The sequence below is a fragment of the Streptodolium elevatio genome (genome assembly GCF_053592165.1).
Genome location: NZ_JBSFVE010000023.1, coordinates 47883 through 68441, shown reverse-complemented (window position 1 = coordinate 68441; position 20559 = coordinate 47883). Strand labels below are relative to the sequence as shown.

Here is a 20559-nt window from a genome sequence, read left to right as displayed (position 1 = left end):
GTCGCCCCGTACCAGCCGTCGCGAACCCGAGGGAACCCACGTACATGCTGAACGACTTCACCGGCAAGGTCGCCGTCGTCACCGGCGCCGCCAGCGGCATCGGATACGCGATGGCCGAACGCTTCGTCGCCGAGGGTATGAAGGTCGTCCTGTCCGACATCGAACAGGGCGCGCTGGACAAGGCCGTGGCCCGGCTCGCCGAGGACGGCGGCGACGTCCTCGGACACGTCACCGACGTGTCGGACCGCGACTCCGTGATCGCCCTCGCCGACGTGGCGTTCGACCGGTACGGCGAGGTGCACGTCCTGTGCAACAACGCCGGCATCGGCTCGGGCTCCGAGGGCAAGATGTGGGAGCACGACCCCAAGGACTGGGACTGGTGCTTCGCCGTCAACGTCTTCGGCGTCTTCAACGGCATCCAGGCCTTCGTGCCGCGCATGCTCGCGCAGGGCACCGACGGGCACATCGTCAACACCTCGTCGGGCGACGGCGGCATCGCGCCACTGCCCAACGCGTCGGTGTACGCCTCGACGAAGGCCGCCGTGGTCACCATGACCGAGGCGTTGTACGCGCAACTGCACCAGGTGCAAGCCAAGTTGGGTGCCTCGGTCCTGTTCCCCGGGCCGAAGATGCTGCGCACCGGGCTGTGGGAGTCGTACCGCAACCGCCCGGAGCGGTACGCGAAGTCCCGTCCCCGCAAGACGCCTTACAACACCCTCGACGCGTGGGAGAAGGCGATGCGCGACGCGGGGCAGGAGATCGAGTTCACCCCGGTCGAGTCGGTCGCCGCGAACGTCGTCGACGGCATCCGGGAGAACCGCTTCTGGATCATGCCGCCGAGCGAGCACAGCGACGGGCAGATCACCGCGCGGTCGCAGAGCATGCTCGCCCGCTCGAACCCGACGTACCTCGAAACGTTCATCCTGGACAAGTGAGAGCCGCCGCCATGAGCCAGCAGCAGAGTACGGAAGACCCGTACACGATCATCTCCTCCGACACCCACGCCGGGCTGCCGACCGAGTTGTACCGCGACTACCTCGCGACCCGGCACCACGCCGCGTTCGACGGGTTCCTCGCCGAACGCGAGGCGCAGCTCAAGGCGATCACCGACCTCGGGGTGCGCAACGAAGACTTCGCCGCCAACTGGTTCGAGACCAACGAGGAGGTGTTGCGCAGCGGTTGGGAGGTCGACCGGCGCGACCTCGAACTCGACAAGGACGGCGTCACCGGCGAGGTGATCTTCCCGGACGCGGACGCCGTCGAGTCGCGCACCTGCGTGCCGTTCGGCGCCGGCCTCGGCTTGTCCGGCGACATGGACCCCGAACTCGGCCTGGCCGGCGCGCAGGCGCACAACCGGTGGCTCGCCGAGCTGTGCAAGACCTCGCCGGAGCGCCGCCGCGGCGTCGCGCTGATCCCCATCACCGCCGACCTGCCGGACGTCCTCGCGGAGATCCGCCGCATCAAGGACGACGGGCTGGGCGCCGTGATGATCCCGGCGATGTGGATGAACCAGACCCCGTACCACGACCGCAAGTACGACCCGGTGTGGGCGCTGTGCGAGGAACTGGAACTGCCGGTCGTCACGCACTCGGGGCCGGCCGACCGCGAGTCGTACGGCAACCACCTCGGCATCTACGTCCAGGAAGTGACGTGGTGGCCGGCCCGCCCGCTGTGGTTCCTGCTGTGGGCCGGCGTCTTCGAGCGCTTCCCGCGCCTGAAGTTCGGTGTCACGGAAGCCGGTTGCTGGTGGGTCGGCAACATGCTGTGGTTCATGGACCGGCTGCTGCTCGGTTCTCGCGGGGCCGCCAAGCTCGCCGGGTTCGAGGAGATCAGACTCCTGCCGAGCGAGTACTTCGACCGCAACTGCTTCATCGGGGCGTCCAACACCAAGCGCCGCGAGATCGGCATGCGTTACGAGATCGGCATCGGGAACATCTGCTGGGGCAACGACTTCCCGCACCCCGAGGGCACGTGGCCCGACACGCTCAACATCCTGCGCAAGACGTTCGGCGACGTCCCGGTGGCCGAGACGCGCGTCATGCTCGGCGAAGCGGTCGCCGGCGTCTACGGGTTCGACCTGGAAGTCCTCAAGCCGCACGCCGCGCGCATCGGTGTGACGCCCGGGACACTTGGGCAGACCGGACCCGACGGCAGGGTGCGCGACCTGGAGTCCAAGTGGGCCGCGGCCAAGGAGATCGGCCGCCACTGGATCACCGGTCACGACGTGGCCGCCGTGGTCGACCCGAACGTGCAAGCCCTGGAGGTCTGAGGTAGATGAGTGACGACGGCATGACACCGTCCGGCATGCCAGAGTGGGAGGGACCGGAGCGCTACACCGTGATCTCGGCCGACTGCCACGGCGGCGGCGAGATCCACGAGTACCGTGCGTACTTGCCCGCGCGGCTCCATGAGGAGTTCGACCGGTGGGTGCAGGGCTACAAGGTCCCGTACCCGGACCTTCTCGGTGACAACGGCAAGCGCAACTGGGACTCCGACCGGCGCCTGCGCGACCTCGAGGACGACGGCGTGGTGGCGGAGGTCATCTACCCCAACACCGTCCCGCCGTTCTTCCCGAAGGCGTCCCTCACCGACCAGCCGCCGGCCGCCAACGCCGGTGACCTGCAACTGCGTTGGGAGGGCCTGAAGGCGCACAACCGCTGGATGGTCGACTTCTGCGCGGCCACCCCCGGGCGGCGGGCCGGCATCGTCCAGATCATGCTGCACGACCTGGACGCCGCCATCGAGGAGGTCAAGTGGGCCGCCGCGGCGGGCCTGACCGGCGGTGTGCTGCTGCCGGGCACGCCGCCGGGGTCGGGGCTGGTGCCGCTGTGGGAGTACGACCATTACGAGCCGCTGTGGCGTACGTGCGAGGAACTCGGCGTACCGGTCAACCACCACACCGGCTCGGCGGCGCCGCCGATGGGCGACTCGCTCATCGACAAGGTGGTCTTCCTGACCGAGGTGTCGTGGTGGGCGCACCGCGCCTTCACCCACCTGATCGTGTCGGGGACCATGGACCGGCACCCGGACCTGCAGTTCGTGTTCACCGAGCAGGGCACGGCGTGGATCCCGGAGGAGTGCCGCCGCCTCGACTACTACTGGGCGCGCATGGGCAAGGCGGTGGGCTCGCAGGAGTACGAGTGGGGCCACACGCTGGTGAACTCGATGTCGCTCAAGCCCAGTGAGTACTGGGCGCGGCAGTGCCACGTCGGCGCGAGCTTCCAGCGGCCGGCCGAGGCGGCGCTGCGCTACGAGGTGGGCGTGGACCGCGTCATGTGGGGGAGCGACTACCCGCACAAGGAGGCCAGCCACCCGTTCAGCCGCGAGGCGTTGCAGCTGACGTACAACTCGATCGATCCGCACGAAGTGGCGCAGATGGTCGGCGGCAACGCGGCGAAGCTGTACGGCTTCGACCTCGACGCGCTCGCGCCGATCGCGGCGAAGGTGGGCCCGCTGGTCGAGCAGGTCTACAAGCCGCTGGCGATCGAGGACATCCCGAAGGGCGCGGACAAGTGCCCGGCGTTCGTCGGCCTGCCGGGCGCGGCCCGGGTCAAGCCGTAGGGTCTCCGCGGTAGTTCGCCCGAGAGAGCTGGTGCGCACGGCTGCGGCCGGGCGGCGTACCCGGCCCGGCGGGGCGACGGACGGGCTACCCATGAGCAGGACGACGATCCGACCGCCGGATCGGCCCCTGCTCGCCGCGGGGTGGTCCGGCGCCTGCTGGGGTGAGCCATGGTGATCAAGGGGCCCGCCGGGAGAGTTGTCCCGGCGGGCTGCCGCGGTTCGGCCCGGCGCGGTTCGGCTCGCCGGGATCCCGCGCATAGGGTGGCGCCATGCCGGTTGCGATCCATCACATCGTCATTGATGCCCACGACCTGCCGGGCCTCGCGCGCTTCTGGTCGCAGGTCCTCGACTGGCCGATCCTGTCGGTGAAGCCGCGCGAAGTGATCGTCGGACCGTCGCCGGACGCCCCGCTCGGGCTGTGCTTCATGCCCGCCGGAGAGGCGAAGTCCGGAAAGAACCGGCTGCACTTCGACCTCAACGCGGACCCGGAAGCGCCGGGCGAGCGTGAGGCGGAGATCGAGCGGATCCTCGGCCTCGGGGCGCGCCGCGTCGACGTCGGGCAGAGCGGCGACGAATCGTGGACGGTCCTCGCGGACCCGGAAGGCAATGAGTTCTGCGTGGTCCGCCCCAAGCGGGACCTCATCGGCTGAGCACGAACGGCCGTGACCGCCGGCGGCCGCACCCACCGCGGGCTTCATGGCAACGGCAGGCCGCCCACGGGACCCGTCGTGCGGCAGTCATGCGTGAGGGGGATGCTCCTGGGCGTCGCGCGGCGGAGTCGGTGACACCTCGGCGCCGTTGAGCAGACGGGTGAGGGCCGCGTGCAGGAACTCGGTGTCGGTGCCGCCCAGTCGGAGCGCGGACGCGTCGACGGCCGTGCCGTCGCCGTGGTGCAGGATCAACGGGACGGAGAGCGTGCGCGAGCGTGCGTCGTGTGCCAGCGGGACGCCGCGTGCGAACGTGGCGTACATGCCGGACGAGCGGGCGGAAGTGCCGTACATGGCTGGACCCCCAGTGTGGGCGATGTAGGCGGTGCCGGTCGCGGGCGAGCCGGGCGGGGCCGGTGCACGCCGGTCAACCGTACATGTACGTACAAGTTCGCTCAAGAGCTTGCCGCCACCGTCCGGTCGCCTCAGCGCACCGCGGACTCATAGACCAGCACGTGGAGTTCGGCGGGGAGACTAATCGCGCTGTAGTCCAACACGCGGGTCTCGCCGAGCCTTTCGCCGGTGGCTATGCGGTGCACGACGAGGAGCGGCGAGCCGGGGGACATGTGCAGAAGTGTCGCCTCGTCGAACGTCGGTATGCGGCTCTCGACTTCCTCGCGGACGACGGTGAACCGCCACCCGGCTTCCTCCAGACGGGCCCACGAGCCGCCCGGGCCGGAGTCCGGTTCCGCCGCCCGCGTGCCGCCGGCTATGTCCGCGGGCAGGAACGAGACGGCCAGTTGCAGGGGCCGATCGCCTTGCAGGTAACGGCGTTCGCGCCGAACCACCCGAGAACCCGCGGGGAGGTCGACCCGCCCGGCAGTGGCCGCATCGGCCTCCAACGTCTCCACCCGCACCATGTCCGCCCGCAACTCCGGGCCCCGGTCCCCGAGATCGGCCTGTCCGGCGGAGATCCCGGAGTGCCACGCGGATCGGACGTACCGGTCGGCCGCGCTGCGCCGCACGCGGCCGCGCCGCTGCACGAACACGCCGCGCCCGTGCTGGCTGACCACCAGGCCCTCGGCTTTGAGGATCGCCAGCGCCTTGCGTACGGTTTCCCGCGAACTCCCGTACAGGGTGCGGAGTTCCTGCTCCGAGGGCAGCCGCGCCCCGGCACCGAGGGCGCCGCCGACGATGCGGGCGCGCAGGCGGTCCGCGATCTCCTGGTACGCGGGCAGGTCACCGGACAGCGGCTCGGGCACGGTCCCCTCCAAGTGGTCCGTACAAGTCTAGACAAGTGATCTTGCCGGGCAAGGAGCCGAACTCATCCCGAGCGGCTCACTCGTCAGGAGTCAGAGCCGCGGTGGCGGCGTTGGGGTTGTAGAACTCCTTCTGACTCGCGATCAGGCCGTCGCGGAAGCGGACCACGGAGATGTAGGTGTTCGTGTACGACTTGCCGGTCGTCGTCACCTTGCCCTCGCTCGTGAACTCGGCGACCAGGGTGTCCGGGTCGGTGGTCTCGTGGATCTCGGTCACCGTGACCCTGATCTCGAAGATGCCGAGCGCGCCCCGGAGGTAGTCGGAGACGGTCTGCTTGCCCTCGATGCGCGCGGGCGGCGAGGCGTACGGGAACTCGAAGACCGCGTCCTCGGTGTAGTGCGCCATCTGCGCGTCCACGTCGCCGACGCTGGTCAGCGCCGCCCGCAGGGTGTCGGCGTTGCGGGTGCGGATCTCCCGGTCGTCGCTCATGCCTCGCTCGTTTCGCTCGCTCATGCGGTGATCGTGGAGATCCGCGCCGCAGAAGGCAAGGGCCATGCGTACGACAAGAGCCGTGTGTACGACCTGGGCCACGCGTACGACGTGGGCTACGCCGCCACTGGGGCCGGTTCCGCGGGTTCCGCGGGTTCGGCCGGTTCGCCGGCCAGGATGGGCCGGGTCTCGGGCAAGGCCAGGAAGCAGAGCAGGCTCACGCACGCGATTACGGCGAGGTACGCGGCAACGCCCCACGGCGTGCCGTCCCCGCGCGACAGCTCGGTGGCGATGATCGGGGTGAGCGCTCCGCCGAGCACCCCGCCCAGGTTGTAGGCGGTCGAGGCGCCGGTGCAGCGTACGCGCGGCTCGTACAGCTCGGGCAGGTACGCCCCGAGCACCGCGAACATCGTGATGAAGCCCAGCAGAGCGACCACGAACCCGAAGATCATCAGGGTCGGCTCGCCGGTCTGGAGCAGCGCGACCAACGGGAACGCCCACAGCATCACGGCCACCGTGCCGATGAGGCACAGCGGCTTGCGACCGTAGCGGTCGCCGAGCATCGCGACGAGGGGCGTGCAGACGCCTTTGACGGCGACGGCGGCCATGATGCAGGCGAGCATCGTCGTACGGCTGACTCCGAGGTCGTGGGTGCCGTGGTGTAGAGACCACGTGGTGGTCAGGTAGAACACCGCGTACCCGACGGACAGCCCGCCGGCCGTCAGCAGCACGAGGCGCCAGTGGTCGCGGAAGACCTCCACCAGCGGTACGCGCGAGGTCTTCTGCTGGGCCGTCAGTTCCCGGAAGGCCGGGGTCTCTTGCATGGACGTACGCAGCAGGAGCCCCACGGCGACCAGGACGCCCGCCGCCCAGAAGGGGATGCGCCAGCCCCACGACCGGAACTGAGCGTCCGTCAGCGTCGCCGAGAGCACCAGCATCACGCCGTTGGCCAGAAGGAACCCGACGGCCGGCCCGGTCTGCGGGAAGCTCGCCCACAGGCCGCGCCGCCGCGCGGGAGCGTGCTCGGTGGCGAGGAGGACCGCGCCGCCCCACTCGCCACCGAGGCCGAGGCCTTGCAGGAAGCGCAGCGCGACCAGCAACAGGGGCGCGGCGATACCGATTTGCGCGTACGTGGGCAATAGCCCGACCAGCACCGTGGCCAGGCCGGTCATCAGCAACGAGGCGATCAGGACAGGGCGTCGGCCGAGGCGGTCCCCGACGTGCCCGAAGAGCATGGAGCCGAGGGGGCGGGCGACGAATCCGACGGCGTAGGTCGCGAAGGCGGCGAGGGTCCCCGCGACGGGCGAGAAGGACGGGAAGAAGAGCGGGCCGAGGACCAGTGCGGCGGCCGTGCCGTAGACGAAGAAGTCGTAGAACTCGATTGCGGTGCCGGAGAAGGAGGCGAGGGCGATGCGCAGCATGGAGACAGGACGCGCGGAAGCGGTCTTCCTGTCGGCGTCGTCGTCGGCGGTCTCGGCGTGGACGTCGGCACCCGCATCGGACGCGCCGCCGGAGTCCGTATCCGCGGCCCGCGCACCCGGGACGCCGGTGCCCCCGGGGATCTCCGCCCGGTCTCCTGGAGCGGTGCCGTGAGTATTTGTCGATTCAGTCATGCGTGAACCAACGATCCGGTCTGGTGATGGTCACCCGTCCGCCGCCACGATTAGTGCAAACGGGTTCCGCAGCGCCGGAGATCGCCTACGGCAGCACGTCGCGGTACGCCAATTGGCCAATGGAGGGCGCGACTTGTCACGGCTACGCGGGCGGCGAGGATCGCGGTTACTCGACAGACAGGGGAAAGCGAGTCAGCGGAGTGTGCGCACCATAACCGCGTAGACGGGGGCGTCCGGAAACGGCTGTTGATCCCCGATTCGCTTGTAACCCCAAGACACGTACAGGTCCAGCACCTTCGGGTGCGAGGGGTCGACCAGCAGTGTTACCCGCTCCTCCGAGCGTGCGCGCAGCAACTCCTCGTGCAACTCCTCCGACAGGCCGCTGCCGCGCCACTGATCGCGAACCATCAACTCGAACAGTGCCAGAGTCCGGCTTCCGGTCTCCATCGTGTACGCCTCGGGCAGCGTCTCCCGCATGACCGACCACCATCGGGCCCCCGGCCGCAGCGGAGCCGCGTATACGAAACCGACAGGCTCCCCGGTGTCCCACGCGATGACGGCCTCCCAGTCGTCTCCTGCGGTGTGACCGCGCAGCCGCTGCTCGAACTTTTCGAGCGTATGGAACTCGTCGGCCAACTTGTCGCCGTAGACCTCGGCATACACCCGCGACAACACGGGTCGCGCTTGCTCTAGGTCCGGCAGTCGGTAGTGTCGCAATTCCATTGCCTACTCCTTGGATCGTGCGTCTCCCGCAACTCTTCGGCCCACTCCCGGGCCTCGGGGGAGTCGGGCGCGGCCGCCGACAACGACGCGGAGAAGCCCAGCAGCAGGGACCGCGTTCGTCCCGACAGCGCACCGGCATCCGTGATCACGGTCCGGGCGGTGTCGCTTGCCTGCTCGAGGTCGCCTTGCGCGAGCTGAGTCCGCGCGAGATACGCCGTGTAGTAAGCGCGGTTGCGGTGCAGGTCCGGGCGCAGGAGCGCGAGGGCGCGGTGTGCCTGTCCCTCGGCCTCCATCGGTCGGCCTGCCGCCAGCAGGGCCACGCAAGCCAGGCCTGCGAGTTCGGCCTGATCGTAGAAACCCATCCAACTCGGACGCGCCCAGCCGAGGTCTGCGCGGCCGAACGCGTCGGCCGCCCAGTCCAAGCTTCGCAGCGCTCCGGACGGGTCGCCGAACGCCGCACGGATCCCGGCGATCCGGGCGTGGGTGAGCGAAGCGAACAAGGGATCCGCGCGGACAACGGTGCAGGCCTGAGAGGCTTCCGACGCGGCGAACGCGTCGGCAGGGCGCTTGCGTTGGAGCGCGAGCATGGATCCGTGCGACCACACCCGCCAAGTGGCGGCGCTGTCCCGCGCGTACCCGGCGAGGGACAGCGCGCGCTCCATGTGCCGCACCGCGTCCGCGTCGCGCCGCCCGTCGAGGGCCGCCCACATCGCTGTCGAAGCGAACGATGCCGCCAGCGAGTAGAAATGGCCGCGCACCCGCTGCGATGCCGTCCCCGAGTCGAGTATGTCCAGGGTGACCCCGGCCAGGCCCGAGGCGCGCGACTCCAGGCTGGTCGTGCCGCCGTGGGTGTTGTCGTCGCCGACCAGTCCGTCAAGGCGCGAGCGCAGGCGCTGCACATCGCTCATGCCAAGCGTGTAGCGCGCCGCGCTGACGGGCAATGCGGCACCGGCCGTGACGGCGGTGGCTGAGGCGAGGAAGCGGCGGCGTTCCACGGGCGGTTCAACCTCCGGGACGGGAGCGGCGCGGGGCACGAACCCCAGCTCACCCGCAGGACATCCGAATACCGTTTCCAGTGCTCGGCGCTGGCGTTCGTGCGGCCATGTGGACTGCCCGGTGAGCCATCGGCGAACGTGTCGGTCCGACAGCGTCCCCAATTTGCCTGTGAAGTCAGCCATGACGCGGTTCAGTTCCTCGGCGAGTTCGGCCTGGCCGAGGTTTTGCGACGCCATGGCGGCCGCTAACTGCTCGTTCGCTCTACGCGGGTGATCCCCCATGGACCGACGGTAATCGCATATGTCCAACCTGCTGTAGGGGCGCGCGTCAAGCGCACCCAAAAATGTCCGGTTGTCCGCGACTGGACGAACCCGCGAATGCCCTGCCCACACCGGGCGATCCGCTCGTTCACTTGACGCAGGACGGAGACGAAGGGCGAAGCGATGAGCGAGGCAACACCCGGCCGGCAGGCGGCGGCGCATGCGGCACCGGACGTCGGTGCGGTGCTCGACACCGTGTACGGCCGCCAGCGGGTCATGGACGTGCTCAACGTCCCGTACGACCGGCCGACCGTGTACCTGAGACCGGAACGCGGCGGACTCGAATGGACCGTGGCCGTAGCGGAGTTGCCGAACGTTCTTCGTCAGGAGGTCCTGTGACCCCCCGTGCGCCGGGTCCGCAAACGTCCCCCGTCGCCGTGGGCCCGGCACCATCAGAACTGACACGGAAGGAGGGCGACATGCCCGCCGACAGCAAGCTCAAGGGGCCCTCCGCTCCGATCCAGCCCGCGCCGGCGCCTCCGCCCGGTAGCCCGCCGCCACCCCCGTCGCCGGATGGCAGCAGCCCCAACGGGCCGGGTAGGCACCGGTGACGGGCACTCTTGCGGGGACCGGCGGCGACGTGGACAACGCGTCGGTGGCGCTGCTCGGGCGCGATCGAACCCCGTTCCTCCCGGCCCGCGTGTGGGCTGAGCAGCGAGGCGCCTGGCGCCTGGTCGACCGGGCCCGTGACTCCAAGACATGGGCGCGCGCCGCCCGCGCCGACGTCCCGTTGATCACCCAGTGGGACAACGGCGACCATGAGGGCGACGAACCGGGAACCGTTGCCACATGTTCGTCGTCGCAGCCGTCCGTGACGCGCCAAATGCTCGACGCTTTGGACGTCCAGCTCGGACAGCACGTGCTCGACGTCGGGACCGGTACCGGCTACACGGCCGCGCTACTCGAGGACCGAGTCGGAACGAGCGGCACAGTGGTGTCCGTCGAGGTCGACGACGGCTTGGCTGCGGCCGCGCGGACCACGCTTGACACAGTTGGGGCAAGGGCGCGGGTGCTCGCCGCGGACGGTGCCACCAGTCTCGCGGGGCCGTTCGATCGCACGCTGGTCACCTTTGGGGTCCGGACCGTCCCCCCGACGTGGATCGAACAGACGGTAACCGGAGGCCGGGTCGTCATGCCGTGGGGCACGGACTGGTGCCGCAGTGACCGGCTCCTGACCCTGCTCGTCGGTGCGGAAGCCGCTGCCGGGCGCCTCGGCCCCGGCCTCGACTTCATGAAAATGCGGGCCGAAGAGGCCGCGTGGAAGCGCGCGCTGGGCCCCGACGGGTGGCTGGACCGGGCCGAGCGCTGGGAGGCGGACGCCGAAGGCGCCGACGTCGCCGCCGGGCTCGACGGATGGGGCGAGTACGTTCTTGGCCTCCTCATGCCACCTGGCGTCGTCAAGCTCGTCACGGAACCGGAACCGGAACCGGCACCGGCAGCGGAACCAGAGCCAGAACCCGGTGCGAACGGCGACCGTACCGCGTACTTCTACGCCGACGGGTCCGCCGCTGCCCTCACGTTCGGCCGTGGCAGCGGCGTCCACGCCGCCGAGTTCGGCCCGCGCTCGCTCGCGGCCGACTACCTTGCCGCGCTGCGGTGGTGGCTCGACCACGGGTGCCCCGACGCCCAAGGGTTCGGCGTCGGCATCGACGCCGCCGGGCAGCGGGTCTGGTTCGGGTCTCCGCGGGGGCCCGCCGCGCCTGGGTGAACGGTGTCAGGTGGGTGGGGCGCCGGCGCGGATTTGGCGCCAGGTGTGGGGGGCGAGGGTGTTGCGGTCGGCGTTGCGGAGTGCTCGGCGGAGCGTCCAACCGGGGGCGGCGAGGAGACCGGTGGTGAGTGCGAGGAGGGCCGGGATCGTCCGGGGTTCGCGGCGCACGGAGAGGAGTTCCTCGGTGCTGTCGCGGTACGCGCCGCGCCGCACCGTGGCGTGCCACAGCTCGCGCAGCACGGCCGCCCGTCCGCGCTCGCCGGCGCCGAGCAGGCCTTGCAGGAACTGGTGGGTGGTCGCGCCCGATTGCGCCGTCGGGACCGAGGCCGGGGACCGGCCGAGAGACACCGCGATGAGCGCGCCCAGCAGGTCGACGCCGGACAGCGCCGCGTTGGTCGGCTCGACCAGGCGCGGGTTGACGTCGATCCAGACCGGGCCGTCGTCGGTGAGGATGCCGTCCATGGACAGGGCCCCGTGCCAGCCGATGTGTGCGCCCAGAAGAGTGATGTGCTCACGGAGAACGGCGAGCACCAAGCCGCGCTTCGCGGCCGCGCCGCCCCGGCTGCCGGGCACGACGTGGACGTAGGCGTGCATCGCGACGAGGCGGCCGTGGTCGAACACCGACTGGACGCTGACCACCGGGCCGCGCACCGGCTCCTGAACGAGTACGCGCCCGCCGCCCGCGAACACGCCCTGCGCCTCGAGGTTGTCCGCCAGGCGCAGGAGTTCCTCGCGGCGGGTGATCGGGAACACGCCGTTGGACGCGGTACCGATCGGCAGCTTGACGTACATCGGGGGATCGGCGATCTGCCGCAGCGCCTCGGCGGAACTCACGACCGACGCCTCCGGCTGCGGCAGGCCTATCTCGGTGAGCGTGACGCCCGCCGACACCTTGTCCTGCACCCGTTCGAGTGAGGCGAAGCGTGGTACGGCCAGGCGCGCCGCAAGCGTCGTGCCCCCCACGTCCGCCCGTGCCAGCACTGCCACTTGCTCGCCGGTCGGTATCAGTACGTCGTGCCCCTCGGCGTGCAGGACCTTCGACGCGGCGTCGAGCCAGCCCCATGGGTCCGCGCCGTACGCCGGGACCGGGTGGACCCGCGTCACCGCCGGCGGCAGGCGCAGCGGCGGACGGCCCGGGGGCGCCAGGACCTCGACCTCGTGTCCCGCCTGCCGCAGAAGCTGGGCAGCCTGACGTGAGGTCATACCGAAACCGTCGGAGAGCAGTACGCGCACGCGCACATCCTGGCACTGCCGGGGCCGTGCCGTGGAGGGCCCCGGCCGCACGAGCGCGTGCCGTACCCTCCGACGTCGTTGGCAGCGCGTAGCGTGGTGATGATCGTGACGCATGGTGAACCGACGTACCGAGCGAGGTAACCAGCCTGTGGCCACCAACCGATATGGCGCTGCCTGTGCCACCTGTTCGACGTATGTGCCGCCCGGCGACGGGGTGTTGACGCGCGTCGGCGGAGCGTGGACGACGTACTGCCGCAACTGCGAGCCCAAGCCCGCGGCTCCGGCCCGGGGGACCCACACGGGCTGGCACCAAAGGGAGTTGGCGGCGTTCGACTTGGAGACCTCCGGAGTGGACGTCTCCTCCGACTTCATCGTCACCGCGGCGGTCTGCGACACCTCGGGAGTACACCGGACGTGGCTCGTCCATCCGGGCGACCGGGAGATCCCGGAGGAGGCCACCGCGGTGCACGGGATCACGACCGCGTACGCGCGCGAGCACGGCAGGCCGGCCGTCGACTGCCTCGACGAACTCGCCGACGTGCTGGCCGCGTACCTCGACGCCGGGACACCGGTCGCGATCTACAACGCGGTGTTCGATCTGTCGTTGCTGGAGGCCGAGTTGCGACGGCACGGACGAAGGACGCTGGCCGAACGCACGGCGGTGATCGGCCCCATCATCGATCCGCTGCTCATCGACAAGCACCAGGACCGCTTCCGGCGCGGCAAGCGCACGCTGGAGGCGACCAGCGCCTTCTACGGGGTCGCGCTCGCGGACGCGCACACGGCGGACGGCGACGCGGAGGCGTGCCTGCGCCTCGCCGTGGAACTGGGCGCCCGCTACCCGAAGCTCGCGGCCCTCGACGTGCGGACGCTGCACAACGAGCAGCGCGCGTGGGCGGCGGAGCAGGCGGCGTCGTTCCAGGCGTACCTGGACCGTACGAAGCCGGGGCACGGCGAACGCATCGCGGGCGAATGGCCGGTGGCGCCGACGGCTGCGTCGGGTCCGTCGCGTCCGTCGGCCAAAGGAGATTCGGTGGCGGGTGCGGTGGCGCCTGTGGCGGCTGGCGGCGAGGCTGAGACCGGGGATCGCCCCGTAGGCGGCGGTCCGGGAGCAGGCGCCGTGCCGCGCGCCAGGACGGATGCCGACGGGGGTGCGGGCGTGGCGGATGCGGGCGTGACGGACGGTCCGGTGCCGGGCGTCGGCAGGGGAGGGGCATCGTGAACGAAGGCGGCAACAGCCACAGCCAAGGCAACAGCAGCGGGCGTGGTCGCGGCGAAGGGAACGCGGGCGCCGTCGGCAGCGGCAGCGGGAGGAGGCCGCGGGATACGCACGGCCCGCTGCACATCGTCGGGCCGATCCTCGTCGCGCCGGACGACGTCCGCGACGAACTCTGGGTCCTGGACGGCCGCATCACCTTCGAGCGGCCCCGCTTCACCGCGGAAGAGGCGACGACCGTACGCGGCTGGGTGCTGCCCGGCCTCGTCGACGCGCACTGCCACGTGGGCCTCGACGCACACGGCGCCGTCGACCACGACACCAGCGAGCGCCAGGCCCTCACCGACCGCGACGCGGGCGCCCTGCTGCTGCGCGACGCCGGCTCGCCCGCCGACACCCGCTGGGTCGACGGCCGCGAGGACCTGCCCCGGCTCATCCGCGCCGGCCGCCATCTCGCCCGCCCGCGCCGCTACATCCGCAACTACGCGCACGAGATCGAACCGGGCGACCTCACCGCGTACGTCGTGCAGGAGGCCCGGCGCGGCGACGGCTGGGTCAAGCTGGTCGGCGACTGGATCGACCGCGACCGGGGCGACCTGGCGCCGTGCTGGCCGTACGACGCGCTCAAGGAGGCCATCGACGCGGCACACGCCGTGGGCGCCCGCGTCACCGCGCACTGCTTCTCGGAGGAGTCGCTGCCGGACCTCGTGGCCGCCGGGATCGACTGCATCGAGCACGCGACAGGCCTGACCGAGGACATGATCCCGGAGTTCGCCGCACGGGGAACGGCGATCGTGCCGACCCTGGTCAACATCGGCACCTTCCCGGGCATCGCCGACGCCGCGGCCGCCAAGTTCCCCGAATACGCCGCCCATATGCGGGCGTTGCACGCGCGCCGGTACGCCACCGTGCGCGCGGCGTACGACGCGGGGATCCCGGTCTACGTCGGCACGGATGCGGGCGGCGCCCTCGCGCACGGGCTGGTGGGCCACGAAGTCGTGGAACTCGTCCGCGCCGGCCTTCCGCCGACCGCGGCCCTGTCGGCGGCCACCTGGTCGGCGCGGGCGTGGCTGGGCCGCCCCGGCCTCGAAGAAGGTGCCTCCGCCGACTTCGTGGTCTACGACGCCGATCCGCGCGACGACGTGGGCGTATTGCTGTCACCGGCAAAGGTGGTGCTGCGCGGCGTCGCCCGCTGAATGACACATGAGGGGTGGCCGGAGGCGTCCGATCTGCCGCGCCGCAGCGTCCTGAAACGATCGGCGCCGTCGGCACTTTGCGTGTCCATCCGGCCCCCGCCGCGTTAGTCGAGGGCCGCGTCAGTCGAAGAGGGAGGCGTGGCCGTCGGTGCGGAGTTCGCCGGGTTCGCCGGCGAAGGCGACGCGGCCGCGGCGCAGGACGTACGCGACGTCGGCGCGGCGCAGCGCTTCCCCGGCGTACTGCTCGACCAGGACCACGGTCCGCTGTCCGGCGGCGAGTTCGGAGACAACGTCGTAGAGCTGGGCCACGACGCGGGGCGCCAGGCCCTGGCTCAGTTCGTCGAGGAGCAGGACGCGCGACGGACGGAGCAGGGCGCGGGAGACCGCGAGCATCTGTTGTTCGCCGCCCGACAGGGTGCCGGCGCGTTGGCCGAGTCGCTTGCGGAGTACGGGGAACGCGTCGAGGGCCGGATCGATGGTGTCGGCGCTTGCGAAGACGCGGAGATTGTCGCGGACGGAGAGCCCCGCGAAGACGCCGTGGCCGTCCGGAATGAGGGCGAGCCCGTCGCGGGCACGTTCGGAGGCGGTCCAGCGGGTGACGTCGCGGCCGTCCCATTCGATGCGGCCGGAGGTTGGGGACAGGAGGCCCGCGAGGGTGCGCAGGAGAGTGGAGCGTCCGGCGCCGTTGCGGCCGAGGAGGGCGGTGACGGCGCCGGCCGGGAAGGCGAGGTCGACGCCGTGCAGGGCCTCGACGGGGCCGTAGCGGACGCGGACGTCGTGGAGGGCGAGGGAGGCGGGCATCAGCGCTCACCGTCCCGGGGCGTTCCCTGTTCGTCCGGGGGCTGCGATCCGCGTACGCCGAGAGGTCGCGGGTCCTCGTCGTCCGGCGGTCGCGGGGACGGGGATGGAGGCTCGTCTGCCGCGCCGTGGGCGTCGCCGGTCACGGGATCGAGGTAGGCCGCGCGCGCCGCCTCGTTTTCGCGTACCTGTTCGGGCGGCCCCGACGCCACGATTCGCCCGGCCGCCATCACATGCACCGAGTCCGCCACCCCGAACACGAGTTCCATGTCGTGCTCCACCAACAGCACCGCGAGCCCGTCGTCCGCGAGGCCACGCAGCAGCACTCGCAGCCGCCCGGTCTCCGTGTCGTCCAACCCGCTCGCCGGCTCGTCGAGCAGCAGCACCGACGGCCGCGACGCCAGCGCCCGCCCCAACTCCACCAGTCGCAACGTCCCGGTCGGCAGCTCCCCGCAGCGCACATCCCGCAGTTCGGTCAGCCCGACCAGCTCCAACGCCGCCTCCACCGCAGTCCGGGTACGCCCACGCGCCGCATCCGGCAGCCCCAGCAACCGCGCGGTGGCACTCGCACCCGTACGGTTCTCCGCACCGACCCGCAGATTGTCGGCCACCGTCAGGCTCGGGAACACCGACACGACCTGGAACGTCCGTGCGATGCCCAGCCGCGCGCGCCGGTGGTCCGCCAGGCGCGTGATGTCGCGCTCGCCGAGCCTGATGCGCCCCTCGTCCGGCCGCTGCGCCCCGGCCAGGCAGTGGAACAGCGTGCTCTTGCCCGCACCGTTCGGCCCGATCACCGCCGTCACCTCCCCCGGCGGCACCGCCAGGTCGACCCCGTCGACGGCCCGCAGGCCGCCGAAGTGGCGTACCAGGCCCCGCGCTTGCAGGCTCGGTACGTCCGACTGACGCAGCGTCACGGACGGCCCCCGTCCCGCGCGGCCGCCTCAGTCGCCGCCGCGGCGGTAGCCGCACGCCGCCGCACCCGCCCCCGCAACGCCTCACCCGCAGGCGTGAGACGCACCGCGCCCCACTCCGGCCGCATCCCCGAGCCCGGCCGCAACCCGGACCCCGTCCCCGGCCCCGCCTCCGGGTCCTCGGCCCACAGCGGCCCGAGCAACCGCCGGGCCGTCGCCAGCGCACCACCGGGCATACGCGACAGCAGCACCGCGCCCGCACCGATCACGATCGTCGACACACCCGCCCGCGTCCCGCTGTCGAGGCCCACGATCAGCGCCGCCGCGAGCACCGCGCCCGCCGCGCTGTCCACCCCGAACACCACCACCGCCGCGAACCAGATCAGCCCCACCAGCGGGTCGAACGTCTGGGCGTCGAAGGCGCGTCCGCTCATGCCCATGAGCGCACCCCCGAGCCCCGCCACCCCCGCGCTCACCGCGAACACGAACACCTTCAGCCCCGGTACGTCCACCCCCGACGCCGCAGCCCCGCCCTCGCTGTCGCGCGTGGCCACCAGCATGCGGCCCAGGCGCCCGGTGTGCAGTCGGCGTACGAGCAGCAGCGTCAGCCCCAGGCAGACCAACTCGAGGACGTAGAAAGAACGTTCGCCGGAGAACGGCCACGGATGGTCCAGCCTCAGGCCGGTCGTGAACATCGGCTGCGCGAACACGAACCTGCTCACCACCACCGCGACGGCGAACGTCGTCAGGGCCAGCGCGAGACCGCGCCGCCGGATCGCCGGGTAGCCGGTGAGCACCCCCACCGGCACCACCAGCAGCGTCGCGAGCAGCAGCGCGAGCAAGCCGGGCACCTCCGGGAGCCCGAGGAACTTCCCGCTCATCAGCGACGCCGCGAACAGCGCGCCGAGGCCCGCGTACCCGGCCTGGCCGAGCGACACCTGCCCGGCGTACCCGGTCAGGATCACCAGCGACACGAACACGATGGCCAGCGCCGGGATCTGTTGCGCGGACCGCAGGTGCTCGGTGCCCAGCGCGAGCGGCGCGGCCAGCAGGATCGGGTACGGCAGCCACCACAGCGCGGGCAGTCGTGTCCGCGTCCCCGCGTCCACACGCGGGTACGACGCGCGCGAACCGACCTCGACCATGCGCGGCAAGAGCAGCAGAGCCAGCAGCAGGACCACCACGAACAGGTTGGACTGCAAGGCCTGCAGAAGGTTCTGCGCCTTCCCCTCCAACTGCACGCGCGTCAACTCGCTCTGCCCGACGCCGATCGCCACCGCCACCAGGATGGCCACCGGCAGGCTCGCCAGCCGCGCGGCCACCGCGACACCGATGGTCTCCAGGACCAGGAGGGTCAACCCGAACGGGTCCAGGCGTACGTGCGGCGCCAGCAGGATCCCGGTCAGACCCGCCAGCATCGACCCGAAGGCCCAGCCCACCGCCGACACGCGGTCCGCCGCGACGCCGCTCAGCTCGGCCAGCTCACGGCGGTCGACGACGGCCCGGAGCTCGGCACCGAAACGGGTGAAGCGCGTGACCGCCGCGACCACGACCGCCACCCCGACGACCACGCCCAGGTCGATCAGCGCGGCCTCGGACACCGTCGCGCCGCCCCACAGCTCGATCGAGCCGGTCTCGAACAGGGTCGGCGGGTCGAGACGCGACTCGGTGCCCCACGTCAGGATCGCGATGCCGAGCAGCAGCACGAGCACGCCCAGCGACGCGGCGAGCATCTCGGCCGGCCCCGCTCCGCGCCTGCCCAGCCCTCGGAAGACGAAGCGTTCGAGCAGCAGCCCGAACGCGGGTGCGACCACCAGGACGTCGAACAGCGCGGCGGGCACCACCGGCCATCCCCACACGCGTACCTGCTGCCAGAGCAGGTAGGCGATGAGCATCGCCAGGGCCCCGAACCCCAGGTTGAACACGCCGGTCGCCCGGTACGACGTGATCAGGCCGACCGCGCCGAGCGCGGCGATCGCCCCGACGGCCAGCCCGGCGAGAGCGAGGTCGATGGTCAGCATGGGCGCGGGGCCGCCCTCCGGCCGGCGGCCGCGGTCTCGGGCATCGGCGGCGTCAGTCCGCGTCGCCGGGCGCGGCAGACGGGGGCGCGGCGGGGGACCCCGGGGCCGGGCCCGGGGAAGGACCCGAGGGGGTCGCCGAGGACGACGCGGACGGGGCCGCCGGAGCCGCACCCGTGTCGTCGGGGTCGCACAACGCGCACGGCCGCAGGTCGAGTTCGGCCGCCTGCTTCGGGCGGAGGGCGAACACGCCGTTCTTGCCGCGCACCAGCTCGCAGTCGGGCCGGTGGTAACGCGCTCCGCCACGTAGCGAGACGAACGGCGTGTCGCCGCTCGCGACGACGTTCCCCTCGCCGCTCCCGTCAGCCGCGGACCCGGGCCCCGCGGCCACCGCCCCGGCTGACGAACCACCGGACGTACGACCGCCGTTCGCCACCCCGGCCGCGCCGTCACGCGTCTCTCCGGCCCGGATCTCCCCGGCACCGCCGTCCGCACCGACCGGCTCCAGGATCAGCGCATGGAGTTCCGCCACCTGCCGCCGCAGCGCGTCGTCGGACCCGCCTCCGCCCCGCAGACGTGCGGCCACCAGGACCGCGCCCGCGACGATCAGCGCCGCACCGGGCACCGTGGCCGACGCGATGTACGGGAGCTGCCGGGCCTCGTGCTTCTCGCCCGACACGCCGTACCAGCCCACCGCGCACAGCACGGCGCCGACGAGCACGACGATCCAGCCCCCGTACGCCCGAACGGCCGAACGCACGTCGCCGTCCCAGCGCGGTCTTTCGGAACCCTCCACCGGCCCGCCTCACCTGTTCGCCGCCTGCGCATCCGGGACAGTGCGGATGCGGTCGCCCCGGGTCTGCTCCAGGTTAGTTGTGGTCGAAACGGAACACCCGGCTTTCGCGATCGGAAAACGCGGGGAACGATTGCATACCGACTGCGTGCCGACGGCATGTCGGCAACGCGGCGCGGATACAGGTCGGACACAGTTGTACGGGTATCCGAGTCGGCATGTGACGCACGGGTAGGGTGCCGTACGCTCCGACCTGACTTCTGTGATCTACGCCGGGGAATGGCCCTGGCGAGAACGGACGGTGAAAGCACATGCGGGACATACGTACTCGTCGCATGGCGTGGGCGGCCCTGCCGGTCGCGGGCGTGCTGCTGCTCGCGGGCTGCGGCGACGACGACAAGGACGAGCCCAAGGCGTCGCCGAGTGCATCGGCGCCGGCGACCAGCGCGGCCCCGTCGTCGAGCGCCCCGGCGACCTCCGCCTCGGCCACGGGCGGCTCGTCCAGCGCGCCCGCGGGTGCCCCGGCCGACCCGGCCACCTTCACGGCCGACCAGAAGGCCGCTGCCGCGTCGTTCACCCAGATGCTCGACGCCAAGGTGCCGGTCGACCAGCGCAAGGCGGGCATCCAGGACGCGGCAGGCATCGCTCCGCTCCTGGACCAGTTGCTCGCCAACCCGGCCCTCGGCACCGCGTCGATCAAGGTCAACGACGTGGCCGTGTCCGGCGACAAGGCCGTCGTCTCGTTCGACGTGATCGTCGGCGGCGCGCCGTTCTACCCGAACCAGAAGGGCGAGGCCGTCAAGCAGGACGGCAAGTGGCTGGTCGGCAAGAAGACGGTCTGCGGCTTCGGTACGGGCCTCGGCATCCCGGCGCCGCCGGCCTGCGCGTCCTGACGCCGGTCGAACCAAGAGTGCCGAAATACCGTCCTCCTGACTGACGGTGGCGGCTGCGGGTACGCGCCCTCCGCGTGCGTACCCGCAGCCGCCGGCTCGCTTCCTGCGGTACCGCGCGAACGTGCCGCAGGATCCACCCAGGACACCCCAGGCCCGCTCAGGACAGAGGCTCCCGGGAGGAGCA

The 20559-nt window shown here is 71.6% G+C and carries 20 protein-coding genes; 9 read left to right on the top strand and 11 right to left on the bottom strand.

The window, feature by feature from the left end; genetic code table 11:
- Window positions 1-44: 44 nt before the first annotated feature.
- From ACWD12_RS32935 to ACWD12_RS32920, 4 genes are all read left to right on the top strand, one after another.
- Complete coding sequence (locus ACWD12_RS32935; protein WP_358348650.1) at window positions 45-935, top strand: SDR family NAD(P)-dependent oxidoreductase; 891 nt, start codon at window positions 45-47, stop codon at window positions 933-935.
- 11 nt (window positions 936-946) lie between these two features.
- On the top strand, window positions 947-2269 hold the full coding sequence (locus ACWD12_RS32930) for an amidohydrolase family protein (RefSeq protein WP_450102630.1): 1323 nt from the start codon (window positions 947-949) through the stop codon (window positions 2267-2269).
- A gap of 35 nt (window positions 2270-2304) precedes the next feature.
- Entirely contained in the window at window positions 2305-3561 is a 1257-nt protein-coding gene (locus ACWD12_RS32925) for an amidohydrolase family protein (protein ID WP_450102629.1), read from the top strand.
- Window positions 3562-3830: 269 nt separating this feature from the next.
- Entirely contained in the window at window positions 3831-4211 is a 381-nt protein-coding gene (locus ACWD12_RS32920; protein WP_450102628.1) for a VOC family protein, read from the top strand.
- Between the two features lie 87 nt (window positions 4212-4298).
- Here the strand turns inward: ACWD12_RS32920 and ACWD12_RS32915 are convergent, their stop codons facing one another.
- The 6 genes from ACWD12_RS32915 to ACWD12_RS32890 form a co-directional block, all read right to left on the bottom strand.
- Complete coding sequence (locus tag ACWD12_RS32915) at window positions 4299-4562, bottom strand: hypothetical protein (protein ID WP_450102627.1); 264 nt, start codon at window positions 4560-4562, stop codon at window positions 4299-4301.
- A 131-nt stretch (window positions 4563-4693) separates the two neighbouring features.
- The gene (locus tag ACWD12_RS32910) at window positions 4694-5470 is read right to left on the bottom strand and encodes a GntR family transcriptional regulator (RefSeq protein WP_450102626.1); all 777 of its coding nucleotides are present in this window, start codon (window positions 5468-5470) and stop codon (window positions 4694-4696) included.
- 76 nt (window positions 5471-5546) lie between these two features.
- Complete coding sequence (locus ACWD12_RS32905) at window positions 5547-5981, bottom strand: nuclear transport factor 2 family protein (protein WP_358348631.1); 435 nt, start codon at window positions 5979-5981, stop codon at window positions 5547-5549.
- A gap of 92 nt (window positions 5982-6073) precedes the next feature.
- Window positions 6074-7378: an MFS transporter gene (locus ACWD12_RS32900; RefSeq protein ID WP_450102671.1), complete on the bottom strand. Its 1305-nt coding sequence runs from the start codon at window positions 7376-7378 to the stop codon at window positions 6074-6076.
- A gap of 384 nt (window positions 7379-7762) precedes the next feature.
- Window positions 7763-8293 (bottom strand): GNAT family N-acetyltransferase, encoded by a 531-nt coding sequence (locus ACWD12_RS32895; protein ID WP_450102625.1) that lies wholly within the window; start codon window positions 8291-8293, stop codon window positions 7763-7765.
- Entirely contained in the window at window positions 8260-9570 is a 1311-nt protein-coding gene (locus tag ACWD12_RS32890) for a Tat pathway signal protein (protein WP_450102624.1), read from the bottom strand. Before ACWD12_RS32890 ends, ACWD12_RS32895 begins: the two co-directional genes overlap by 34 nt.
- A 162-nt stretch (window positions 9571-9732) precedes the next feature.
- On the opposite strand from ACWD12_RS32890, the gene ACWD12_RS32885 reads away from it, so the two are divergent.
- Window positions 9733-9948 carry a hypothetical protein gene (locus tag ACWD12_RS32885; protein ID WP_450102623.1) on the top strand — a complete coding sequence of 72 codons (216 nt, stop codon included), beginning with the start codon at window positions 9733-9735 and terminating at the stop codon, window positions 9946-9948.
- A 208-nt stretch (window positions 9949-10156) separates the two neighbouring features.
- Window positions 10157-11317 (top strand): methyltransferase domain-containing protein, encoded by a 1161-nt coding sequence (locus ACWD12_RS32880; protein WP_450102622.1) that lies wholly within the window; start codon window positions 10157-10159, stop codon window positions 11315-11317.
- Window positions 11318-11323: 6 nt separating this feature from the next.
- Here ACWD12_RS32880 and ACWD12_RS32875 read toward each other — a convergent pair whose 3' ends face one another.
- Entirely contained in the window at window positions 11324-12520 is a 1197-nt protein-coding gene (locus tag ACWD12_RS32875) for a hypothetical protein (protein ID WP_450102621.1), read from the bottom strand.
- A gap of 178 nt (window positions 12521-12698) precedes the next feature.
- On the opposite strand from ACWD12_RS32875, the gene ACWD12_RS32870 reads away from it, so the two are divergent.
- Entirely contained in the window at window positions 12699-13772 is a 1074-nt protein-coding gene (locus ACWD12_RS32870) for an exonuclease domain-containing protein (protein ID WP_358348614.1), read from the top strand.
- A 116-nt stretch (window positions 13773-13888) separates the two neighbouring features.
- The gene (locus tag ACWD12_RS32865; protein ID WP_450102670.1) at window positions 13889-14962 is read left to right on the top strand and encodes an amidohydrolase family protein; all 1074 of its coding nucleotides are present in this window, start codon (window positions 13889-13891) and stop codon (window positions 14960-14962) included.
- 120 nt (window positions 14963-15082) lie between these two features.
- Here the strand turns inward: ACWD12_RS32865 and ACWD12_RS32860 are convergent, their stop codons facing one another.
- From ACWD12_RS32860 to ACWD12_RS32845, 4 genes are read right to left on the bottom strand one after another with little or no spacing between them, the layout of a single operon-like run.
- Window positions 15083-15763 carry an ABC transporter ATP-binding protein gene (locus ACWD12_RS32860; protein WP_450102620.1) on the bottom strand — a complete coding sequence of 227 codons (681 nt, stop codon included), beginning with the start codon at window positions 15761-15763 and terminating at the stop codon, window positions 15083-15085.
- Window positions 15763-16674 carry an ABC transporter ATP-binding protein gene (locus tag ACWD12_RS32855; RefSeq protein ID WP_450102619.1) on the bottom strand — a complete coding sequence of 304 codons (912 nt, stop codon included), beginning with the start codon at window positions 16672-16674 and terminating at the stop codon, window positions 15763-15765. The genes ACWD12_RS32860 and ACWD12_RS32855 overlap by 1 nt, the downstream gene beginning before the upstream one ends.
- Window positions 16671-18692: an ABC transporter permease gene (locus tag ACWD12_RS32850; protein WP_450102618.1), complete on the bottom strand. Its 2022-nt coding sequence runs from the start codon at window positions 18690-18692 to the stop codon at window positions 16671-16673. Before ACWD12_RS32850 ends, ACWD12_RS32855 begins: the two co-directional genes overlap by 4 nt.
- 52 nt (window positions 18693-18744) lie before the next feature.
- Window positions 18745-19449 (bottom strand): hypothetical protein, encoded by a 705-nt coding sequence (locus tag ACWD12_RS32845; RefSeq protein WP_450102617.1) that lies wholly within the window; start codon window positions 19447-19449, stop codon window positions 18745-18747.
- A gap of 344 nt (window positions 19450-19793) precedes the next feature.
- On the opposite strand from ACWD12_RS32845, the gene ACWD12_RS32840 reads away from it, so the two are divergent.
- Complete coding sequence (locus ACWD12_RS32840; RefSeq protein WP_358348600.1) at window positions 19794-20375, top strand: hypothetical protein; 582 nt, start codon at window positions 19794-19796, stop codon at window positions 20373-20375.
- The last annotated feature ends 184 nt before the right edge of the window (window positions 20376-20559 follow it).

Coding starts and splice junctions, on each gene's coding strand:
- ACWD12_RS32935 (WP_358348650.1), top strand. CDS start 45: ATGCTGAACGACTTCACCGGCAAGGTCGCCGTCGTCACCGGCGCCGCC.
- ACWD12_RS32930 (WP_450102630.1), top strand. CDS start 947: ATGAGCCAGCAGCAGAGTACGGAAGACCCGTACACGATCATCTCCTCC.
- ACWD12_RS32925 (WP_450102629.1), top strand. CDS start 2,305: ATGCCAGAGTGGGAGGGACCGGAGCGCTACACCGTGATCTCGGCCGAC.
- ACWD12_RS32920 (WP_450102628.1), top strand. CDS start 3,831: ATGCCGGTTGCGATCCATCACATCGTCATTGATGCCCACGACCTGCCG.
- ACWD12_RS32915 (WP_450102627.1), bottom strand. CDS start 4,562: ATGTACGGCACTTCCGCCCGCTCGTCCGGCATGTACGCCACGTTCGCA.
- ACWD12_RS32905 (WP_358348631.1), bottom strand. CDS start 5,981: ATGAGCGAGCGAAACGAGCGAGGCATGAGCGACGACCGGGAGATCCGC.
- ACWD12_RS32900 (WP_450102671.1), bottom strand. CDS start 7,378: ATGCTGCGCATCGCCCTCGCCTCCTTCTCCGGCACCGCAATCGAGTTC.
- ACWD12_RS32895 (WP_450102625.1), bottom strand. CDS start 8,293: ATGGAATTGCGACACTACCGACTGCCGGACCTAGAGCAAGCGCGACCC.
- ACWD12_RS32890 (WP_450102624.1), bottom strand. CDS start 9,570: ATGGGGGATCACCCGCGTAGAGCGAACGAGCAGTTAGCGGCCGCCATG.
- ACWD12_RS32885 (WP_450102623.1), top strand. CDS start 9,733: ATGAGCGAGGCAACACCCGGCCGGCAGGCGGCGGCGCATGCGGCACCG.
- ACWD12_RS32875 (WP_450102621.1), bottom strand. CDS start 12,520: ATGACCTCACGTCAGGCTGCCCAGCTTCTGCGGCAGGCGGGACACGAG.
- ACWD12_RS32860 (WP_450102620.1), bottom strand. CDS start 15,763: ATGCCCGCCTCCCTCGCCCTCCACGACGTCCGCGTCCGCTACGGCCCC.
- ACWD12_RS32850 (WP_450102618.1), bottom strand. CDS start 18,692: ATGCTGACCATCGACCTCGCTCTCGCCGGGCTGGCCGTCGGGGCGATC.
- ACWD12_RS32840 (WP_358348600.1), top strand. CDS start 19,794: ATGCGGGACATACGTACTCGTCGCATGGCGTGGGCGGCCCTGCCGGTC.